The following is a 16,801-nucleotide window of genomic DNA, read 5'->3' as shown; positions in this document are numbered from 1 at the left end:
GGTCATGCGAGCCCGCTCTCGTCGAGCGCGTCGCGCAGGGCCCGCCAGGCGAGGGTCGCGCAGACCGAGCGCACCGGGTTCGCGGCGACCAGCAGCAGCGCCGCCTCGTCGCCGAGCGCATGGCCCGCCGAGCCGTCAGGATCCGCCGCGCGTCCGGCCACCGCGTCGTGCGCCGCCATCGCGTCGAGGAAGGCGACCACCCGCTGCCGGATGCTCGCCGGGTCGAGCCCGTCGAGCTCGTCCGCGAGCAGCGACGCGGAGCCCTGCGACACCTCGCAGCCGCGCCCGCTCCAGCTGATCGCCGGCGCCGCCGCGTCTCCGGAGACCCGGACCTCGATCCGGTCACCGCAGGTCGGGGTCAGCAGCTCGGCCCGGCCGAGCACCCCGGCCGGCACCGCCTCGTCGCGGCCGACCGGGTGCTGCGCATGCGCCCGGATCAGCTCGGCCGCCTCGGCGCTCACGGCCGCTCCTCCAGCTCCGCCAGCTCGGCGTAGAGCGTGCTGATGCCCGCGATGCGCTCGCGCGACTCCCGCGGCACGGCGCCGAGCACCCCGGCGGCCAGCACGGCGACCGCGCTCATCGCGGCAGCGTAGCTGTCGAAGGCGGCGTCGCTGTCGACGGGGCACTCCAGCCACACCGCGCAGCGATCCGCGAAGCGGCGGGCGTGCGCATCGGCGAGCAGCACGACGGGCACCCCGCGCGCGGCGAGCACGTCGACGACCGCGGCGAAGGCGGCGGGCCGCCGGCGGAAGCCGACCAGCACCACCGCGTCCTCCGCCCCGAGCCCGGCGATCTCCTCGCCGAGCGACTGCCCGGGCTGCGGCGCGACCCGCACGCGGGCGCGCGCCTGGACGAGCTGCTGGCGCAGGTGCAGCGCGACCGGGTAGCTGTTGCGCAGGCCGATCACGACGACCTCGCGCGCGCCCGAGAGCAGCCGCACCGACTCCTCGAGCCGCCCGTCCGCGAAGGTCGTCGCGAGCCGGCGGAGGTTCGCGTGCTCGCTCTCCAGGTGCGCGGCGAGCGCGTCGGCGGGGGCTCCGGCCGAGGCCGGGCCGACGGGGACCCCGGAGCTGCGCAGCGCGCGGGCGTGCTCGCGCACCTCCTGCGAGTTGGAGAAGCCCAGGCGGCGGAAGAGCCGCGAGACCGTGGCCTTCGAGACTCCGCTGTGCTGCGCGAGCTCGGTGGCCGTGTAGCTGGCGAGGTCGCCGAGGTGGTCGAGGATGAAGTCGGCCGCGCGCTGCTCCTGCCGCGAGAGCGAGGCGTAGCCCGCGTCGATCCGGTGGCCGATGCTCGGTGCGGAGACCAGGGTCACACCCGGCCCGCCCGTGCCTCGGCGAAGGCGTGCACCGCCGCCTCGAAGGCGTCCAGTGCCGTCGCCACGTCGGCCTCGGTCACGTTCTCCTCGGGGTGGTGGCTGACGCCGCCCTCGCAGCGGACGAACAGCATCGCGTACTCGGTGAGGTCGGCGATCGCCATCGCGTCGTGCCCGGCCTTGGAGAACAGCACCATCGGCTCCTCGTCGCCGGTCGCGCGGATGCCGGCGCGGACCACGTCCTGCAGCCAGTCGGCCGCGACGACGGCGGGCGCCCCGTGCGTCTCCTCGACGGTCAGCGCGAGCCGGCGGCGGCGGGCCGACTCCGACATCGCGTGCTCGATCCCGTTCCAGACGGTGTCGCGGACGTCGTCGAACTCGGCCCGAAGGTCGAGCGAGAAGTCGACCCGGCCGGGGATCACGTTGACCGCGCCGGGGAACGCCTCGAGGCGGCCGACGGTGGCGATCGCCCCGTGCTCGCGGGCGATCCGCTCGACGGCGAGCACGGCCTCGGCAGCGCCGGTCAGCGCGTCGCGGCGGCGGTCGAACGGCACGCCGCCCGCGTGGCCGGCCTTGCCGGTGAGGGTCAGGGCGAAGCGGCGGGCACCGGCGATGGAGGAGACGACGCCGAGGGCGCGGTCGGCCTCCTCGAGGTACGGGCCCTGCTCGATGTGCGTCTCGAGGTAGGCGAGCACGTCGGCCGCGTCGCGCGCCGCGGTCGAGATGCGCGAGGGGTCGAGGCCGAACTCGTGGAACGCCTCGACGAGGGTGGTGCCGTGCGCGTCCTCCAGCTCCCACCAGTGCTCGTCCCAGGTGCCGGCGACCGCGCGGGAGCCGAGCAGGGCCGTGCCGAAGCGGGTCCCCTCCTCGTCGCCGAACGCGACGACCTCGACGGCGAACGGCAGCCGGGTGCCGGCGGCGTTCAGCCGGGCGACGACGGCGATGGCGAGCATCACGCCGAGGATCCCGTCGTAGCGCCCCGCGTCCGGCACCGTGTCCAGGTGCGAGCCGAGCAGCAGCGCGGGCTGGCCGGGAGTCGCGCCCTCGTAGCGGCCGCACTGGTTGCCGGCCGCGTCCTGCCAGGTGCGCATCCCCGCGTCCTCCATCCAGCGCGCCGCCATCGCGTTGACGCGGGCGTGCTCGGGCGAGAGGTAGACGCGCTCGATCGCGCCGCGGGTGCTCGACACCGCCGCGAGCTCGTCGCAGCGCGCCATGATCGCGGCGGCGTCGACGACGCTCACGCCGCGCCTCCCCGTGCGGAGTCGTAGAGGTCGTAGGCGCCCGCGACGCCGCCGCCGGGAGCGACGGACGCGCCCGCGCGGCGCAGGACCGCCTCGAGTGCGGCGAGGGTCGTCAGCACCGTGTCCTGGCGGGCGTTGTAGCCCATCGTGCCGATCCGCCAGACCTTGCCGTGCAGCGGTCCGAAGGACGTGCCGATCTCGATGCCGAAGTCCTCCAGCATCGCGCCGCGCACCGCGTCGCCGTTCACGCCGTCCGGGATGTGCACTGCGACGACGTTGTTCATCTTGTGCGCGAGATCGCCGAAGACGCGGAGGCCGAGCCCCTGCACGCCGGCGAGCATCGCCGCACCGTGCAGCTCGTGCCGCGCGATCGTCGTGTCGAGGCCCTCCTCGACGATCAGCCGGGCGCACTCGCGCGCCCCGTAGAGCATCGTCGTGGCCTCGGTGTGGTGGTTGAGCCGGCGCGGGCCCCAGTAGTCGAAGACCATGCCGAGGTCGAAGTAGTTGGAGCGGACGGGGTGCGCGCTGACCGCGTCGCCCTCGTCGCGGATCCCGGCCTCGATGCTCTTGCGCGCCTCGATCACGGCGACGGCGCGCTCGGAGAAGGTGACGGGAGCGGAGCCGGAGGGCCCGCCGAGGCACTTCTGCAGCCCGGCCGAGACGGCGTCGAGCCCGAGCTCGTCGGCACCGAACGCATTGCCCGCGAGCGACGCCGTGACGTCGGTGTAGAACAGCACGCCGTGCTTCTCGCAGACCGCGCCGAGCTCCTCGAGCGGCTGCGCCATGGTCGTCGACGTGTCGCCGTGCACGACCGCCAGCACCTTCGGCCGCACGCGCTCGATCGCCTCGGTGATCACCGAGACCGGGAACACCTGGCCCCACTCCGCCTCGATCACGTGCACCTCGGCGCCGCAGCGCTCGGCGATCTCGCGCAGGAGGTGGCCGAAGCGGCCGAAGACAGGCACCAGCACCCTGTCGCCCGGCTCGAGCATCGAGACGAGCGCCGCCTCGATCCCGGCGCGGCTGGTGCCGTCGACGAGCATCGTCTTCTCGTTCGAGGTGGCGAAGACGCGGCGGTAGAGCTCCTGCGTCTCGTTCATCATCGAGGTCATGAACGGGTCGTACTGGCCCACCAGCTGCGCCGACATCGCGCGGAGGACCCGCGGATCGGCGTTGATCGGGCCGGGACCCATCAGCAGCCGGGGCGGCGGGTCGATGGGGAGGAACGTCGAGATCGCGGGCGCGGTCGGAATGGGAGCCACCTTCTTCGCAGACGGACGTGCAGAGAAAAACCTGTTTCAACTCCCGAGCGTACTGCAACAGACGTTTCGCCCATGTTTCGGCGCCGGAAGAGGCACCGGGAAGAGACGCCCGCAGCCTTCGCTGGTCGAGCAGCCCTTCAGAGGCCCACCATCGACACGGTGCTCTGCTCCGTGAGACCCGCCTACCTCAGCACTTCCGCCGCCAGCTCCAGCAGCGCCAGATCCGCCCCGCGCGGCCCGACCAGGCACAGCCCCACCGGCCGCCCGTCGACGCTCAGCCGCGGCACCGACAGCGCCGGATACCCGCCGATCCCCGCGAGGCAGGTCAGCCCGAGCGTCGCCGTCCGCGCCGCGTCGATGACCTCGGCCGACGCGTCGAGCGCCGGCGCGACCGACGACGCCGACGGCAGCAGCAGCACCCGTCCGCCGAGCGCCGCGTCGAGCCGCTCGCGGAACCCCGCGACCCGCTCCCGCGCCGCCGCCTCGGTCTCCGCGTCGATCCGCGCCGCCGCGTCGAACCGGCCCTGCACGTCCGGTGCCAGCACGCCCGGATGCGCCGTGACCCAGTCACCGTCCGACGCCCACGCCTCCGCGGCCTGCACCGTCCGGAACGCCTCGAACATCTCCGCCACCGGCGGCAGCTCGATCCGCTCGGCCCCGAGTCCGTCGACGGCCGCCGAGAACGCGGCCGCGACCGGTGCGTCGACCCGCTCGAGCAGCGCGTCGGCGACGACGAACCCGTTCGCCGGCGATCCCCTGGGCGCGGTCAGCGCGATGCGCGCCACCCGCCGCAGCGTCTCGAGGTCCCGCGTCAGCCACCCCACCGTGTCGAAGCTCGGCGCGAGCGGCAGCAGCCCCTCGACCGGCACCGCTCCGTGCGTCGTCCGCAGCCCCCAGAGCCCCTGGTAGGACGCGGGCACGCGGATCGATCCCGCCGTGTCCGTCGCCAGCCCGATCGACGCCTGCCCGAGGGAGACCGCGGTGGCGGGTCCGCTCGAGGAGCCGCCGGGGATCGCCCCCGGCACCGCCGGATTCGGCGGCGTCCCGTAGCCGGAGTTGCGCCCGGCGATGCTGTACGCGAACTCGTCGGTCTGCGCGATCCCGCGGACGGAGGCTCCCGCGTCCAGCAGCATCGCGACGGCGGGCGCGGTCTCCCGCTCCACGGAGGCCTCCGCCAGCCGCGCGGGGATCCCGGCGCCGATCCGCTGCCCCTCGAGCGCGAAGAGGTCCTTCACCGCCACGTCCAGCCCGTCGAGCGGCCCCGACGCCGAGGCGGGGACGAGCGGAGCCCCGATCGCCCGCCAGACGCGCACGTCGAGGGCCGGCACCGGGGCCTGCACCTGCGCCGCGCGCACCCGCCACACTCCGGAGTCGCGCGTCCACAGCTGCGTGACGAGCCCGCGTCCGCCCTTCGACGGCAGGTTCACCGTCACGACCAGCGCGTCGTCCGCCCCGAGGGCCCGCACGTGCAGCTCGGCGAGCGCCCGCGCAGGCGTCCCGCCCCGCCGCCCGCGGAACCCGGTGATCGCCTCGTGCCCCACGAGCAGCCCGGAGGCGTCGCCCCGCAGGGTCGTCGGCTCGCGGACGAAGGCGTCGGCGAGCGCCGGAACGTCGTCGGCCGACAGCGCGGCCTCGTAGGCGAGCACCGCGTCGACGAGCCCGTCGGGCAGCTCCCCCTCCAGCGTCGTGACGCGCGGCTCGCCGACGTGCGGCTCACTCATCGAAGTCCGCCGTCCGCACGCGGGCGTGCACGCCCTTCACCAGGTCGACGACCTGCGAGATGTTGAAGTCCGTCGCGGCACTGAGGTACGCGTAGGCGAGGCTGGCGTCCATCCCGTAGCGGGCCTGGAGCAGCGCGATCGCCGCGCGCACGCAGTTCTGCACCGCGACGTCGAGATCCTCGTCCATCCCGGTCGGCACCAGGAACTCGGCCGTCTCGCCGAGCGGCCCGGCGATCTCGCCGAACGCGGCGAGCGCCTCCGCCCGCGGGATCACCTCGAAGCGCACCCGCACCCGCAGGCTCGCCTCCATCGCGGTCAGCGCGACCTCGCCGTCGCCCTGGGCGAAGTGCGGATCGCCGACGTAGGCGAGCGCCTCCGGCACCTGCACCGGCAGATAGACGCTCGTGCCGGCCGTGAGCAGCGAGATGTCGATGTTGCCACCGTGGGCTCCGGGCGGCACCGAGTGCGGTCGCTCGTCGCCGGCCACCGCGACGCCCATGATCCCGAGGAACGGGTGCAGCTCGAAGCGCGCCGAGCGCTCACCCCCGGGCGTCAGCGGCAGCACGCCCCGGCGGATCCCGTCCTCGCCCACCTCCACCCGGGCGAAGGCGCTGAACGGACCCGCGGCCAGCGGGTACTCCCCCGGCAGGGCACCGCGCCCGTGCCGGTTCGAGATCACGCCGTACGGGACGCGCGGCTCGGCCTCGAGCAGCGTCATCCGCAGCAGATCGCCGGGCATCGCCCCGCGCACTGCGATCGGGCCGGTCACCACGTGCGGCCCGTCGACGGCGGTGTCGCGGAAGGGGCCGCCGGCAGCCAGCTCGACGGCATCGCGCAGCACGCCGTCAGCAGCGACGCCGTGCGCGCCGAAGAACGCGACGGGATCGCGGCCCTGGTCCTCCAGGACCCCCTCGTGGCTCAGCGTGTCGATGACGACCTCCGCTCCTGAGTCGACGGTGAGCACCGCCCGATCGCTCGCGCAGGGCAGCCGCCCCCACAGCACCGACCCGGAGCCCGCCGGAAGGTACTCGATCCCCTCGGGGAGTCCCTCGCCGGGCTGGACCGCCCACCCCGCCGGCTGCTCCTGCGCCGGCCGCTCCTGCGCGTCCCGATTCTGCACGTCCTGCACCATGGCCGCCTCTCCGCGCAGGTCCGCCCCGCGCTCCGTCCGACAGTAGCGGCGCCGTGTTGCGCCCTCGTGTCCCAGCGCGCGGCCGCATCCATGGCAGGATCGGCCCCGCACCTCCCCCTCTCCCCTCCCGCGAGATGCCACTTGTGCGCGCGACACGCCGGTGGAGGTGGTCACAAGTGGCATCTCGCGGCACCACCTCCGACGACAGGACCCCCGTGTTCCGACGCCTGCGCACGCGCACCGACAACGTCCACCTCGGCCTCATGCTCGCCCTGACCTTCTCGACCGGCATCATCGACGCCGTCGGCTACCTCGGCCTCGACCGGGTCTTCACCGGCAACATGACCGGCAACGTGGTCATCCTCGGCATGGCGCTCGCCGGTGCCGACGACCTCCCCATCGTCGGCCCGATCATCGCCCTCGCCGGCTTCATGCTCGGCGCCGCGGTCGGCGGCCGCGTCCTGCGCCCCGTCAAGGTCGGCTGGACCACCCGCTCGTCCTGGCTCTTCACCGTCGTCGGCCTGCTGATGGCCGTGCTCGCCGTCGTCCTCGGCGTCGTCCCCGAGCACCCGGAGCCGCTCGCCCTGACCGTCACCGGCGTGCTCGGCCTGGCGATGGGCCTCCAGGCCGCGACCGCCCGCCACATCGCGGTCAAGGACGTCACCACCGTCGTCGTCACCTCGACCATCACCGGCCTCGCCGCCGACTCCCGCCTCGGCGGCGGCAAGGGCCAGCCCTGGTTCCGCCGCGTCACCGCGGTCGTCCTGATCGCCGCCGGCGCCGGAGTCGGCGCCCTGGCCCTGAACGTCGGCCTCTGGCTCGGCCTCGCCATCGCCGCCGCGATCACCCTGGTCGCCTCGCTCCTCGGCCACCTCGTCGCCCACGTCAAGCACGCGACCCCCGCGGAGGAGAAGGCGGCCGCCTGACCCTGCTCCGCCCCGTCGGACGGAGTGGGCCTCCGCAGAACATCAGCCAGGAGCGCCGCTCATCGCCCCTCGGCGATGACGTGCCACCTCAGCTGACGTTCTGCAGCGGCTCCTCCGTCGGAGGCAGCGCCGATCGGACCTGAGGCCGCACCCCTCAGCGCGGCGCCCGCTGGCAGCGCGGGCAGAGGTGCGACGAGCGGTTCATGAACGGCACGCGGACGATGGGCTCGCCGCAGCGCGGGCACGGCTTGCCGGTCTGCCCGTAGGCGTTCAGGCTGTGCGAGAAGTAGCCGGAGGCGCCGTTCACGTTGACGTACTGGGCGTCGAAGCTGGTGCCGCCCTCGGCCAGCGCCCGCTCGAGCACCGAGCGCACCTCGGCGAAGAGGCGCCGGATCCGCGGCTCGGTCAGCGACGAGCTGGGCGTCTCGGGATGCAGCTCGGCCGCCCAGAGCGACTCGTCCGCGTAGATGTTGCCGATCCCGCTGACCAGCGTCTGGTCGAGCAGGGAGCGCTTGATGCCGCTGTTCCGACGCGCCAGCACGGCGAGGACCGCGGAGAGATCGAAGAACGCATCGAGCGGATCGCGGGCGATGTGCGCGACCTGCGAGGGCACGGCCCGCAGCCAGTCGCCGTCGACGGCGTCGTCGCCTGCGTAGCCACCGGGCGCGCCGTCCGCGGTCGGGGCGAGCGAGTCGATCGCCATCGAGCCGAAGATGCGCTGGTCGACGAAGTGCAGGGCCAGCTCCCCGTGTTCGGGATGCTCGATGCCGATCCGGATCCGGGTCAGCCTCGCGAGCGCCGCGTCGGCCGTCCGCAGCAGCACCTGCCCGCTCATCCCGAGGTGCACGAGCAGCGCCTCGTCGCGCCCCGCCGGCAGCCAGAGGAACTTGCCGCGCCGCACGGCACCCCGCAGGCGCCGCCCGACGAGCAGCCCCTCGAACGAGCCGAGCGGATGCACGTGGCGCTTGAGCGAGCGCTCGTCGACGATCTCCACGCTCGTCACCAGCGAGCCGGTGACCGCGGGAGCGAGCCCGGCCCGCACCACCTCGACCTCGGGCAGCTCGGGCACGGTCAGTCCCCGGGCGGAGGGGTCGGAGCGGCGGTCGGCGCGACCGGCGCGCCGGGAGCCGTCGCCGAGAGGCGCGTCCAGGCGTCGAGGGCGGCGGCCATCTCGGCCGCCTTCTTGCTCGTGCCCTCGCCGCGGGCCGTGACGAGCCCGCCGACGATGACGGTGGCGACGAAGACCTTGCTGTGGTCCGGCCCGGTCGCCGCGATCTCGTAGCGGGGCGCGGGTGCGCCGCGCTCGGCCGCCGTCTCCTGCAGGCTCGTCTTCGGGTCCATCGAGACGCCGAAGCGCAGCGGATCCGCGGTCAGCGGAGCGATGAGCCGCAGCACGAGGTCGCGCGCGGCGTCCGGCCCGGTGCCGAGGTAGACCGCGCCGATGATCGCCTCGACGGTGTCCGCGAGGATCGACGACTTGTCGCGGCCGCCGGTCAGCTCCTCGCCGCGACCGAGGCGGAGGTGCTCACCGAGCCCGATGCCGCGGGCGATCTCGGCGAGCGCGACGGTCGAGACGAGGCTCGCCCGGCGCTTCGCCAGGTCGCCCTCGCTCAGCGCGGGGTACTCGGTGTAGAGCATCACGGTCACGGCCTGCCCGAGGATCGAGTCGCCGAGGAACTCGAGGCGCTCGTTGTGCGGGATGCCGCCGTGCTCGAAAGCGAACGACCGGTGCGTCAGGGCGAGCTCGAAGAGCTCACCGTCGAGGCTCACGCCGAGCGTGGCCTCCAGACGCGACCGGTCGTCGCTGGAGGGTGTTGCGGGGGTCTGGTTCACCATGGACCGCACGGCTCGTGTCGCGAGGCGACGCGGAGCCGAAGGGACTGGATCAGACGTTCGCGACCTTGCGGCCCTTGTACTCGAGGAACAGCGCGGTGCCCGCGGAGTCCTCGACGACCTTGGCGCGGTGCGGGAGGCTGTAGACGGTCTTGCCGTTCTCGACGGTCTTCACCAGGGGCGGGACCTCCGCCTTCCACTGCGAACGACGAGCGTGGGTGTTCGCGCGGGACTTCTTCCTCTTGGGAACAGCCATGATTCTCTCTTCTCTAGCTCGGTCGGATCAGGCGGGGCTGATCAGTACTGGTTCGGGTCGGTCTCGGTGCGCGGCTCGGCGCCGGCACCACTGTCTGCGGAAGCTCCGGGCGCAGCGGCCCCACCGGTCCCCGACTCGCCCAACCCGGCGAGCGCGGCCCACCTGGAGTCGCGCGGAGCCTCGGGCTCGGACACGGAGGACTCGGCCAGCCGCTCCCCCGTGACAGGGTCGAGGCCCGGACAATCCGGCCGGCACACCGGCTGGAACGGCAGCGACAGCACCACCGCATCCCTGACCAGAGGTTCAAGATCCACGTGGTCGTCGTGAACCTCATAGTCGAAAGCTTCGTCAGAAGAGTACGCGAAAAGTTCCTGGAACTCGACATCGACAGGCAGGGAGATGTCGGTCAGGCAGCGGCTGCACTCGCCGACGGCCTCCGCGGAGACCTGGACGCTGGCCAGGATGCCCTCGTGCACCGACTCGATCCGGACGTCGAGATCGAGCGGCGCGCCCTGGCGGACGGCGACGATGCCCTCGCCGAAGGCCTCGGGCGCCTCGAGGTCGAGACGGTGCTCGCGCATCTCCCCCGGGCGGTTCACGATGTCGCGCACGTTCACGGTGAACGGCGTCTTCTTGAAAGCAGTCACGAGGATCGAGCCTAGTCCCCCGCCCCGGTCCAGGGCGGGGGATGCTCGGATCCGACGGATCAGGCGCCGCCCTCCTGCAGAGTCACCTCGATCGGCTCGTAGTCGGCACCGCTGGTGTCGACGCCCTCGTCCGCGAGCTCGGCGAGCGCCTTCTCGACGTACTCGTTCGAGTAGGCGGTCTCCGGCGGGTCCTCGCTGATGATGGTCGCGCCGGTCTCGTTCTCCGTCGTCTTGGCGATCTCGACCGTCTGGTCCCAGGCGGCCTCGTCGATCATGCCGACGCCGTCGGTCGACGGCCAGATCAGCTTGTTGACCTCGTTGGTCATCCAGAGCTGGTGGCTGGTGCCGAGGGTGGAGCCGGCCGCGGTGACGATGTCCGCCGCCTCCTGCGGGTTGTCCTTCGCGTAGATCCAGCCCTTGATCGACGCCTTGACGAAGGCGACGGTCTGCTCGGCGTAGGCGTCGTCGCTCGAGAGCCTGTCCGCGTCGGCCCAGATCGCGTCCTGCAGCATCGCGGTGCCGACGTCGTTCCAGCTGATCACGTTGAGGTCGTCCGGCGTGTACAGCTCGCCCGTGTCCGGATTCACGGTCTCGAGGACCTGCGCGTACTCGTTGTAGGTCATCGCCTGCGCGGCGTCGATGTCGCCCGCGAGGAAGCCGTTCATGTCGAAGAGCTGCTGCACGAGCGAGATGTCGCTGAGCGCGACCCCGTCCTTCTGCATGCCGGCGAAGAGCTCCCACTCGTTGCCGTAGCCCCAGCTGCCGACCTGCTTGCCGGCGAGGTCGGCCGGCGAGGTGATGCCCTTGTCCTTGAACGAGATCTGCGTGGTGGCGCTGCGCTCGAAGATCTGCGCGACGTCGGTGATGTTCGCGCCGTTCTCGATCGAGCCGAGGACCTTCGGGACCCAGGAGATCGCGTAGTCGGCGTCTCCCGAGGCGAGGACGTCCTGCGGGACGATGTCGCCGCCGCCCTCGGCGATGGTCACATCGAGGCCCTCGTCCTCGTAGTAGCCCTGGTCGACGGCGGCGTAGTAGCCGGCGAACTGGGCCTGGGCGACCCACTGGAGCTGCAGGGTGACCGGGGTGAGATCCCCCGAGTCGCCCGAGGCTCCGGAGCCGGTGTCACTGGATGCGCTGCAGCCGGTGAGCGCGAGTCCGACGGCGGCGAGCCCCGCCGTGGTCGTCATCGCGATGCGCGTGCGTCTGTTCACTGTTCCTCCTGGTGCGGTGCGGTGCGGGATGCGGCCCGGGCGGGCCGTCAGTGCCGTGGTGCGGATGGAGCGGTGGAGCGGATGGAGCGAGTGCAGGTGATGCGAGTGCGGTGGTGCAGGTGGTGCGTTCGGGTGGTGCCGGAGTACCCGCCGACGCGAGCCGGCGGGAGTGGAAGGGCGCGTCTCAGCGCGCATGGCTGCGCCGCAGCGCGAGCGCCTCGAGGCCCGCGGTGACGCAGTAGAAGACGAGACCGACCAGCACGGCCCCGAGCACGTAGGCGTAGGCGAGCGCGTAGTCGCTGCCCGACGCCGCCGAGGTGATCGACTTGCCGAGCCCGCCGATCGGCCCGCCGAAGTACTCGGCGACCAGCGCCGAGATCACGGCGAGCGAGGAGGCGATCCGCAGCCCCGTGAAGAAGAACGGCACCGCCCCGGGCAGCGTGATCGTCCGCGCCGTCTGCCACGGCGAGGCGGCGTAGGCGCGCATCAGATCGCGATGGACGGGCGCCGCCTGGCGCAGCCCGCGCAGCGTGTTGACGTACACCGGCACGAAGACCGCGAGCGCCGCCACGAGCTGCCGGGCCGTCTCGACGTTGGCGCCGAACATCGTGTAGAGCACCGGAGCGAGCGCCACGATCGGCACGACGGCCGCGGCCGCGACGATCGCCGCCGTCAGCCCGTCGAAGACGCGCACCAGTGCCGACACCGCGGCGACGAGCACCGCGAGCACGGCCCCGGCGATCAGCCCGATCAGGGCGTTCCCGCCGGTCACCCGGCTCCCGGCCAGGACCGAGCCGGCGTTCTGCGCGAACTCCGCCCCGATCGCGAGCGGCGAGGGCAGCACGAAGGGCTGCACGTCGAGCGCGGTGACGCCGACCTGCCAGAGCAGCAGCGCCGCGACGCCGAGCACGAGCGGGGCGACGACCGCCCGGGCGAGCGCGGGACTGCTCACCGGTTCTCCACCCCGCGCGGCACGGCGGCGGCGTCGCCGTGCAGCAGCTCGCGGACGGCCCCGACGTCGGCGAAGAACGCCGCGTCCTCTCGGACGCCGGCCTCGCGCTCGGAGGAGTCGGGCAGCGCGATCCGGAGCACGTCGCGGATCCGCCCGGGCCGCGGCGACATCACCACGACGCGGTCGGAGAGGAACACCGCCTCCGGGATCGAGTGCGTCACGAAGACCACGGCGGCCCCCGTCTCGCTCCGGATGCGCAGCAGCTCGGTCTGCATCCGCTCGCGCGTCATCTCGTCGAGGGCGCCGAAGGGCTCGTCCATCAGCAGCAGCCGAGGGCTCTCGGCGAGGGCGCGCGCAATGGCCACCCGCTGCTGCATCCCGCCGGAGAGCTGGTCCGGGTAGGAGTCGGCGAAGTCGCCGAGCCCCACGAGCGCGAGCAGCTCGTCGACGCGCGATCGGCGCGCGGCAGTGCCGACGCCGTGCAGCTCGAGCGGCAGCGCGATGTTCGAGCGGATGCTGCGCCAGGGCAGCAGCCCCGCCTGCTGGAAGGCGATGCCGTACTCCTGGTCGAGCCGGGCGCGCCGAGCCGTCTTGCCGAAGACCGAGATCGTGCCGGAGGTCGGCTCGTCGAGGTCGGCGATCAGACGCAGGAGCGTCGACTTGCCGCAGCCGGAGGGTCCGATCAGCGAGACGAACTCCCCCGCGGCGATCTCGAGCGAGACGGTGTCGAGCGCGGTGACGCTCGTGCTCTTCTTCGTGGTGAACGTCTTCGTGACGGAGTCGACGACGACGGCCGGTTCGGCAGCGCTCATGCGGGCTGCTCCCCTCTGCGGAACGGACGGAGGGCGGTGCCGATCAGGCCCACGGCGCCGGCGGCCGCGAGGCCCACCAGCACCGCGCCCAGGATCGGCGCCCAGGGCTTGGCGGGGTCTCCTCCGGCGGAGGAGGCGAACTCGATGATCATGCGGCCGATGCCGCCGCGCAGGCCGATCGAGACCTCGGCGACGACGGTGCCGATCACGGCGCTGACGGCGCCGAGCCGGAGCGCCGGCAGCAGGTAGGAAACGCTCGCGGGCAGCCGCAGCCGCAGCAGTGTCTTCCACCAGCCCACGCCGTAGACGCGCATCAGCTCGACCTGGTGCGCCGACGGCGCGTTCAGACCGCGCAGCGCGCCGATCGAGACCGGGAAGAAGGCGAGGTAGGAGGCGATCAGCGCCACCGACATCCAGTTCTCCCAGGTGAACGCGCCGAGCTCGAGCTGCGAGCCCCAGCGGCGCACCAGCGGTGCGATCGCGATCAGCGGCACCGTCTGGCTCAGCACGATCCACGGCAGCACGGCGGACTCGGCCGTGCGGAAGCGCTGCATCAGCACGGCGAGCAGGAGACCGACCACCACGCCGACGACCCAGCCGACGGCCGCGACCCCCAGCGAGAAGGCGCTGGCCTGCAGCACCGCGAGCCAGAGCACCGGCGCGTTGCGGGCGCCGGTCACCGGCTCCAGGAGCCGGCCCGCGATCTCCCACAGGTGCGGCATCGCGATGGCGCTGGTGCGCGGGAGCACGGTGACCCCGCCGACGACGACGCCGGTCTCCGGCCCGAGGGCCTTGTAGGCCTCCCAGAGCACCGCGAGCAGGAGCAGCCCGGCCGCGCCGAGCAGGACCCCGCGCGTCGCGGCCGGCGACCTCATGCCTTGGCCACGATGTGCGGGCCGAGGGCCGGGATGACGCGCTCGCCGTACACGCGCAGCGTCTCCTCCTTGTTGTCGTGCTGGAGGTAGCCGGCGAACTGCGTGACGCCGATCTCGGCGAGCGCCGTCAGCTTCGCGATGTGCTCGTCGGCGGTGCCGAGGACGCAGAAGCGCTCGACGATCTCGTCGGGCACGAACGCGGTGTGCGAGTTGCCGGCGCGTCCGTGCTCGTTGTAGTCGTAGCCCTCGCGCCCGGCGATGTAGTCGGTCAGCGCCTGCGGCACCGCGCCGCTCGTCCCGTAGCGGCCGACGATGTCGGCGACGTGGTTGCCGACCATCCCGCCGAACCAGCGGCACTGGTCGTACATGTGCGCGCGGTCGGTCCCGATGTACATCGGCGCCGCGACGCAGAACTGCAGAGACTCCGGGTCACGGCCGACGTTCGCCGCCGCGTCCTTCACCGTCTGGATCATCCAGCGCGCGATGTCGAGGTCGGCGAGCTGCAGGATGAACCCGTCGCCCGTCTCCCCCGCCAGCTTGAGCGCGAGCGGCCCGTAGGCGGCGACCCACATCTCCAGCGAGGAGCCGCGGCTCCACGGGAACTGCAGGGTCGAGCCGTTGTACTCGACCGAGCGGCTGTTGGCGAGCTCGCGGATGACGTGGATCGACTCCCGCAGCGTCTTCAGCGTCGTGGGAGCGCCGCCGGTGACGCGGACGGCGGAGTCGCCGCGGCCGATGCCGCAGACGGTGCGGTTGCCGTACATCTCGTTGAGCGTCGCGTGCAGCGAGGCGATCACGGTCCAGTCGCGGGTCGCCGGGTTGGTGACCATCGGGCCGACGGTGATCCGGTGGGTCTTCTCGAGGATCTGCGAGTAGATGACGTACGGCTCCTGCCAGAGCAGGTGCGAGTCGAACGTCCACGCGTAGTCGAAGCCGTAGGTCTCGGCGAGGACGGCGAGTGCGACGGTGCGCGAGGCGGGCGGGTTGGTCTGGAGGACGACTCCGAAGTCCATGGTGCTTCCTTCTGGTCGAGCGTGAGCGCTAGTGCTGACGGAGTACTCATGCGACCCATTGAGGGTCGCCGTTGCGTTGCGTGGTCTTCCGAGCGGCCGCGACGGAGGTCGCGGGGCTGGCCGCCTTTTCTGATCGGGGCGCGGAGCGATGCTCCGCACTCAGATCAGGTACTGGGACAAGCCCCGCTTGATGTACTTCCCGTCGCCTGCCGAGCCGATGTACGAGCCGTCGTCGACGACGACCTTGCCGCGGGAGATGACCGTGTCGACGTGGCCGTCGATCTCGAAGCCCTCCCAGGCGGAGTAGTCCATGTTCATGTGGTGGCTGCGGCCCTCGCCGAGGCCGATCGAGGTGTGCCCGTTCGGGTCGTAGACGACGACGTCGCCGTCGGCGCCGGGCTGGATCACGCCCTTCTTCCCGTACATCCCGAACATCCGCGCCGGAGTCGTCGAGGTCAGCTCCACCCAGCGCGGCAGCGAGATCTGCCCGGACACGACGCCCTGGTACATCAGGTCCATCCGGTGCTCGACCGAGCCGATGCCGTTCGGGATCTTCGAGAAGTCGCCGACGCCCATGTCCTTCTGGCCCTTCATGCAGAAGGGGCAGTGGTCGGTGGAGACCATCTGGATGTCGTTGGTGCGCAGCGACTGCCACATGTGGTGCTGGTGCCCCTCCGCCTTGGAGCGCAGCGGCGTCGAGCACACCCACTTCGCGCCCTCGAAGCCCGGTGCGCCGAGCTGCTCCTCGAGCGAGAGGTAGAGGTACTGCGGGCAGGTCTCGCCGAAGACGTTCATCCCGCGGTCGCGGGCCTGCGCGATCTGCTCGACCGCCTGCTTCGCCGACACGTGCACCACGTAGAGCGGCGCGCCGGTGAGATCGGCGATCATGATCGCCCGGTGCGTCGCCTCCTCCTCCGCCTGCCACGGCCGCGAGGTGCCGTGGAAGTAGGGCGAGGTGTTGCCGGCGGCGAGCGACTGCTTCACCAGCTCGTCGATGATCGCGCCGTTCTCGGCGTGCATCATCATCATCGCGCCGTTCGAGGCGCCCTTCTGGAACGCCCGGAGGATCTGCCCGTCGTCCGAGAGGAACACGCCCTTGTAGGCCATGAACAGCTTGAAGCTGGTCACACCCTCGGCCATCAGCTCGTCCATCGCCACCAGGGACGAGTCCTGCACATCGGAGAGGATCTGGTGGAAGCCGTAGTCGATCGCGCAGTTCCCGGCCGCCTTCTCCTGCCACGCCTGGTAGCGGTCGACGACGCTCTCGCCCGGGTACTGCACCACGAAGTCGACGATCGAGGTCGTCCCGCCCCAGGCCGCGGCCCGGGTGCCGGTCTCGAAGGTGTCCGAGGCGAAGGTGCCGCCGAACGGCATCTCCATGTGCGTGTGAGCGTCGATCCCGCCCGGGATGACGTACTTGCCGGCCGCGTCGATCACGCGGTCGACGTTCGCCGCGAGGTCGAAGCCCAGCAGCGTCGAGCCGGGCGCGAGCACCGCGGCGATGGTCTCGCCGTCGATCAGGACGTCGGCGGTGGCAGTGCCGGTCGCGTTGACGACCGTGCCGTTCGTGATGAGGGTCTTCATCGATGCTCCTCGGTGGATCGGGCG

17 protein-coding genes are annotated in these 16,801 nt (G+C 72.5%); 1 reads left to right on the top strand and 16 read right to left on the bottom strand.

Annotation, left to right across the window (positions count from 1 at the left end; translation table 11 throughout):
* Nucleotides 1-2: 2 nt before the first annotated feature.
* The 6 genes from GTU73_RS09200 to GTU73_RS09175 all read right to left on the bottom strand — a co-directional run bounded on the left by GTU73_RS09200 (nucleotide 3) and on the right by GTU73_RS09175 (nucleotide 6,656).
* Complete coding sequence (locus tag GTU73_RS09200; RefSeq protein WP_160088840.1) at nucleotides 3-461, bottom strand: iron-sulfur cluster assembly scaffold protein; 459 nt, start codon at nucleotides 459-461, stop codon at nucleotides 3-5.
* The gene (locus GTU73_RS09195; protein WP_244231830.1) at nucleotides 458-1,312 is read right to left on the bottom strand and encodes a MurR/RpiR family transcriptional regulator; all 855 of its coding nucleotides are present in this window, start codon (nucleotides 1,310-1,312) and stop codon (nucleotides 458-460) included. The genes GTU73_RS09200 and GTU73_RS09195 overlap by 4 nt, the downstream gene beginning before the upstream one ends.
* Nucleotides 1,309-2,553, bottom strand: a complete 1,245-nt coding sequence (locus tag GTU73_RS09190; RefSeq protein ID WP_244231829.1) for an allantoate amidohydrolase — start codon at nucleotides 2,551-2,553, stop codon at nucleotides 1,309-1,311. The genes GTU73_RS09195 and GTU73_RS09190 overlap by 4 nt, the downstream gene beginning before the upstream one ends.
* Nucleotides 2,550-3,746, bottom strand: coding sequence for an alanine--glyoxylate aminotransferase family protein (locus GTU73_RS09185; RefSeq protein ID WP_160091297.1), 1,197 nt, complete (start codon nucleotides 3,744-3,746; stop codon nucleotides 2,550-2,552). The genes GTU73_RS09190 and GTU73_RS09185 overlap by 4 nt, the downstream gene beginning before the upstream one ends.
* A 251-nt stretch (nucleotides 3,747-3,997) precedes the next feature.
* On the bottom strand, nucleotides 3,998-5,536 hold the full coding sequence (locus GTU73_RS09180; RefSeq protein WP_160088838.1) for an AtzH-like domain-containing protein: 1,539 nt from the start codon (nucleotides 5,534-5,536) through the stop codon (nucleotides 3,998-4,000).
* Nucleotides 5,529-6,656, bottom strand: a complete 1,128-nt coding sequence (locus tag GTU73_RS09175; protein WP_244231828.1) for an acetamidase/formamidase family protein — start codon at nucleotides 6,654-6,656, stop codon at nucleotides 5,529-5,531. Before GTU73_RS09175 ends, GTU73_RS09180 begins: the two co-directional genes overlap by 8 nt.
* Before the next feature lie 227 nt (nucleotides 6,657-6,883).
* On the opposite strand from GTU73_RS09175, the gene GTU73_RS09170 reads away from it, so the two are divergent.
* A complete protein-coding gene (locus GTU73_RS09170) occupies nucleotides 6,884-7,594 on the top strand; it encodes a YoaK family protein (RefSeq protein WP_347877754.1) in 711 nt (236 codons plus the stop codon).
* A gap of 154 nt (nucleotides 7,595-7,748) precedes the next feature.
* Here GTU73_RS09170 and mutM read toward each other — a convergent pair whose 3' ends face one another.
* From mutM to hydA, 10 genes are all read right to left on the bottom strand, one after another.
* Nucleotides 7,749-8,663, bottom strand: coding sequence for a bifunctional DNA-formamidopyrimidine glycosylase/DNA-(apurinic or apyrimidinic site) lyase (gene mutM, locus GTU73_RS09165; protein ID WP_160088832.1), 915 nt, complete (start codon nucleotides 8,661-8,663; stop codon nucleotides 7,749-7,751).
* A 2-nt stretch (nucleotides 8,664-8,665) separates the two neighbouring features.
* Entirely contained in the window at nucleotides 8,666-9,430 is a 765-nt protein-coding gene (rnc, locus tag GTU73_RS09160; protein ID WP_160088830.1) for a ribonuclease III, read from the bottom strand.
* 49 nt (nucleotides 9,431-9,479) lie between these two features.
* Complete coding sequence (rpmF, locus tag GTU73_RS09155; protein WP_123445680.1) at nucleotides 9,480-9,683, bottom strand: 50S ribosomal protein L32; 204 nt, start codon at nucleotides 9,681-9,683, stop codon at nucleotides 9,480-9,482.
* A 41-nt stretch (nucleotides 9,684-9,724) separates the two neighbouring features.
* Nucleotides 9,725-10,264 (bottom strand): YceD family protein, encoded by a 540-nt coding sequence (locus tag GTU73_RS09150; protein WP_160091296.1) that lies wholly within the window; start codon nucleotides 10,262-10,264, stop codon nucleotides 9,725-9,727.
* Between the two features lie 125 nt (nucleotides 10,265-10,389).
* Complete coding sequence (locus GTU73_RS09145) at nucleotides 10,390-11,517, bottom strand: ABC transporter substrate-binding protein (protein WP_160091295.1); 1,128 nt, start codon at nucleotides 11,515-11,517, stop codon at nucleotides 10,390-10,392.
* A 208-nt stretch (nucleotides 11,518-11,725) separates the two neighbouring features.
* On the bottom strand, nucleotides 11,726-12,493 hold the full coding sequence (locus GTU73_RS09140; protein ID WP_160088828.1) for an ABC transporter permease subunit: 768 nt from the start codon (nucleotides 12,491-12,493) through the stop codon (nucleotides 11,726-11,728).
* On the bottom strand, nucleotides 12,490-13,305 hold the full coding sequence (locus GTU73_RS09135; protein WP_160088826.1) for an ABC transporter ATP-binding protein: 816 nt from the start codon (nucleotides 13,303-13,305) through the stop codon (nucleotides 12,490-12,492). Before GTU73_RS09135 ends, GTU73_RS09140 begins: the two co-directional genes overlap by 4 nt.
* Nucleotides 13,302-14,180 carry an ABC transporter permease subunit gene (locus tag GTU73_RS09130; protein ID WP_160088824.1) on the bottom strand — a complete coding sequence of 293 codons (879 nt, stop codon included), beginning with the start codon at nucleotides 14,178-14,180 and terminating at the stop codon, nucleotides 13,302-13,304. Before GTU73_RS09130 ends, GTU73_RS09135 begins: the two co-directional genes overlap by 4 nt.
* Nucleotides 14,177-15,193 carry a TIGR03842 family LLM class F420-dependent oxidoreductase gene (locus GTU73_RS09125; protein WP_123735494.1) on the bottom strand — a complete coding sequence of 339 codons (1,017 nt, stop codon included), beginning with the start codon at nucleotides 15,191-15,193 and terminating at the stop codon, nucleotides 14,177-14,179. The genes GTU73_RS09130 and GTU73_RS09125 overlap by 4 nt, the downstream gene beginning before the upstream one ends.
* 159 nt (nucleotides 15,194-15,352) lie before the next feature.
* On the bottom strand, nucleotides 15,353-16,777 hold the full coding sequence (hydA, locus tag GTU73_RS09120) for a dihydropyrimidinase (RefSeq protein ID WP_160088822.1): 1,425 nt from the start codon (nucleotides 16,775-16,777) through the stop codon (nucleotides 15,353-15,355).
* Nucleotides 16,778-16,801: the final 24 nt, after the last annotated feature.

The sequence above is a fragment of the Rathayibacter sp. VKM Ac-2804 genome (genome assembly GCF_009866655.1).
Classification (GTDB): Bacteria; Actinomycetota; Actinomycetes; order Actinomycetales; family Microbacteriaceae; genus Rathayibacter.
The sequence above is the reverse complement of the archived record's forward strand: the minus strand, read 5'-3'. Positions and strand labels throughout refer to the sequence as shown.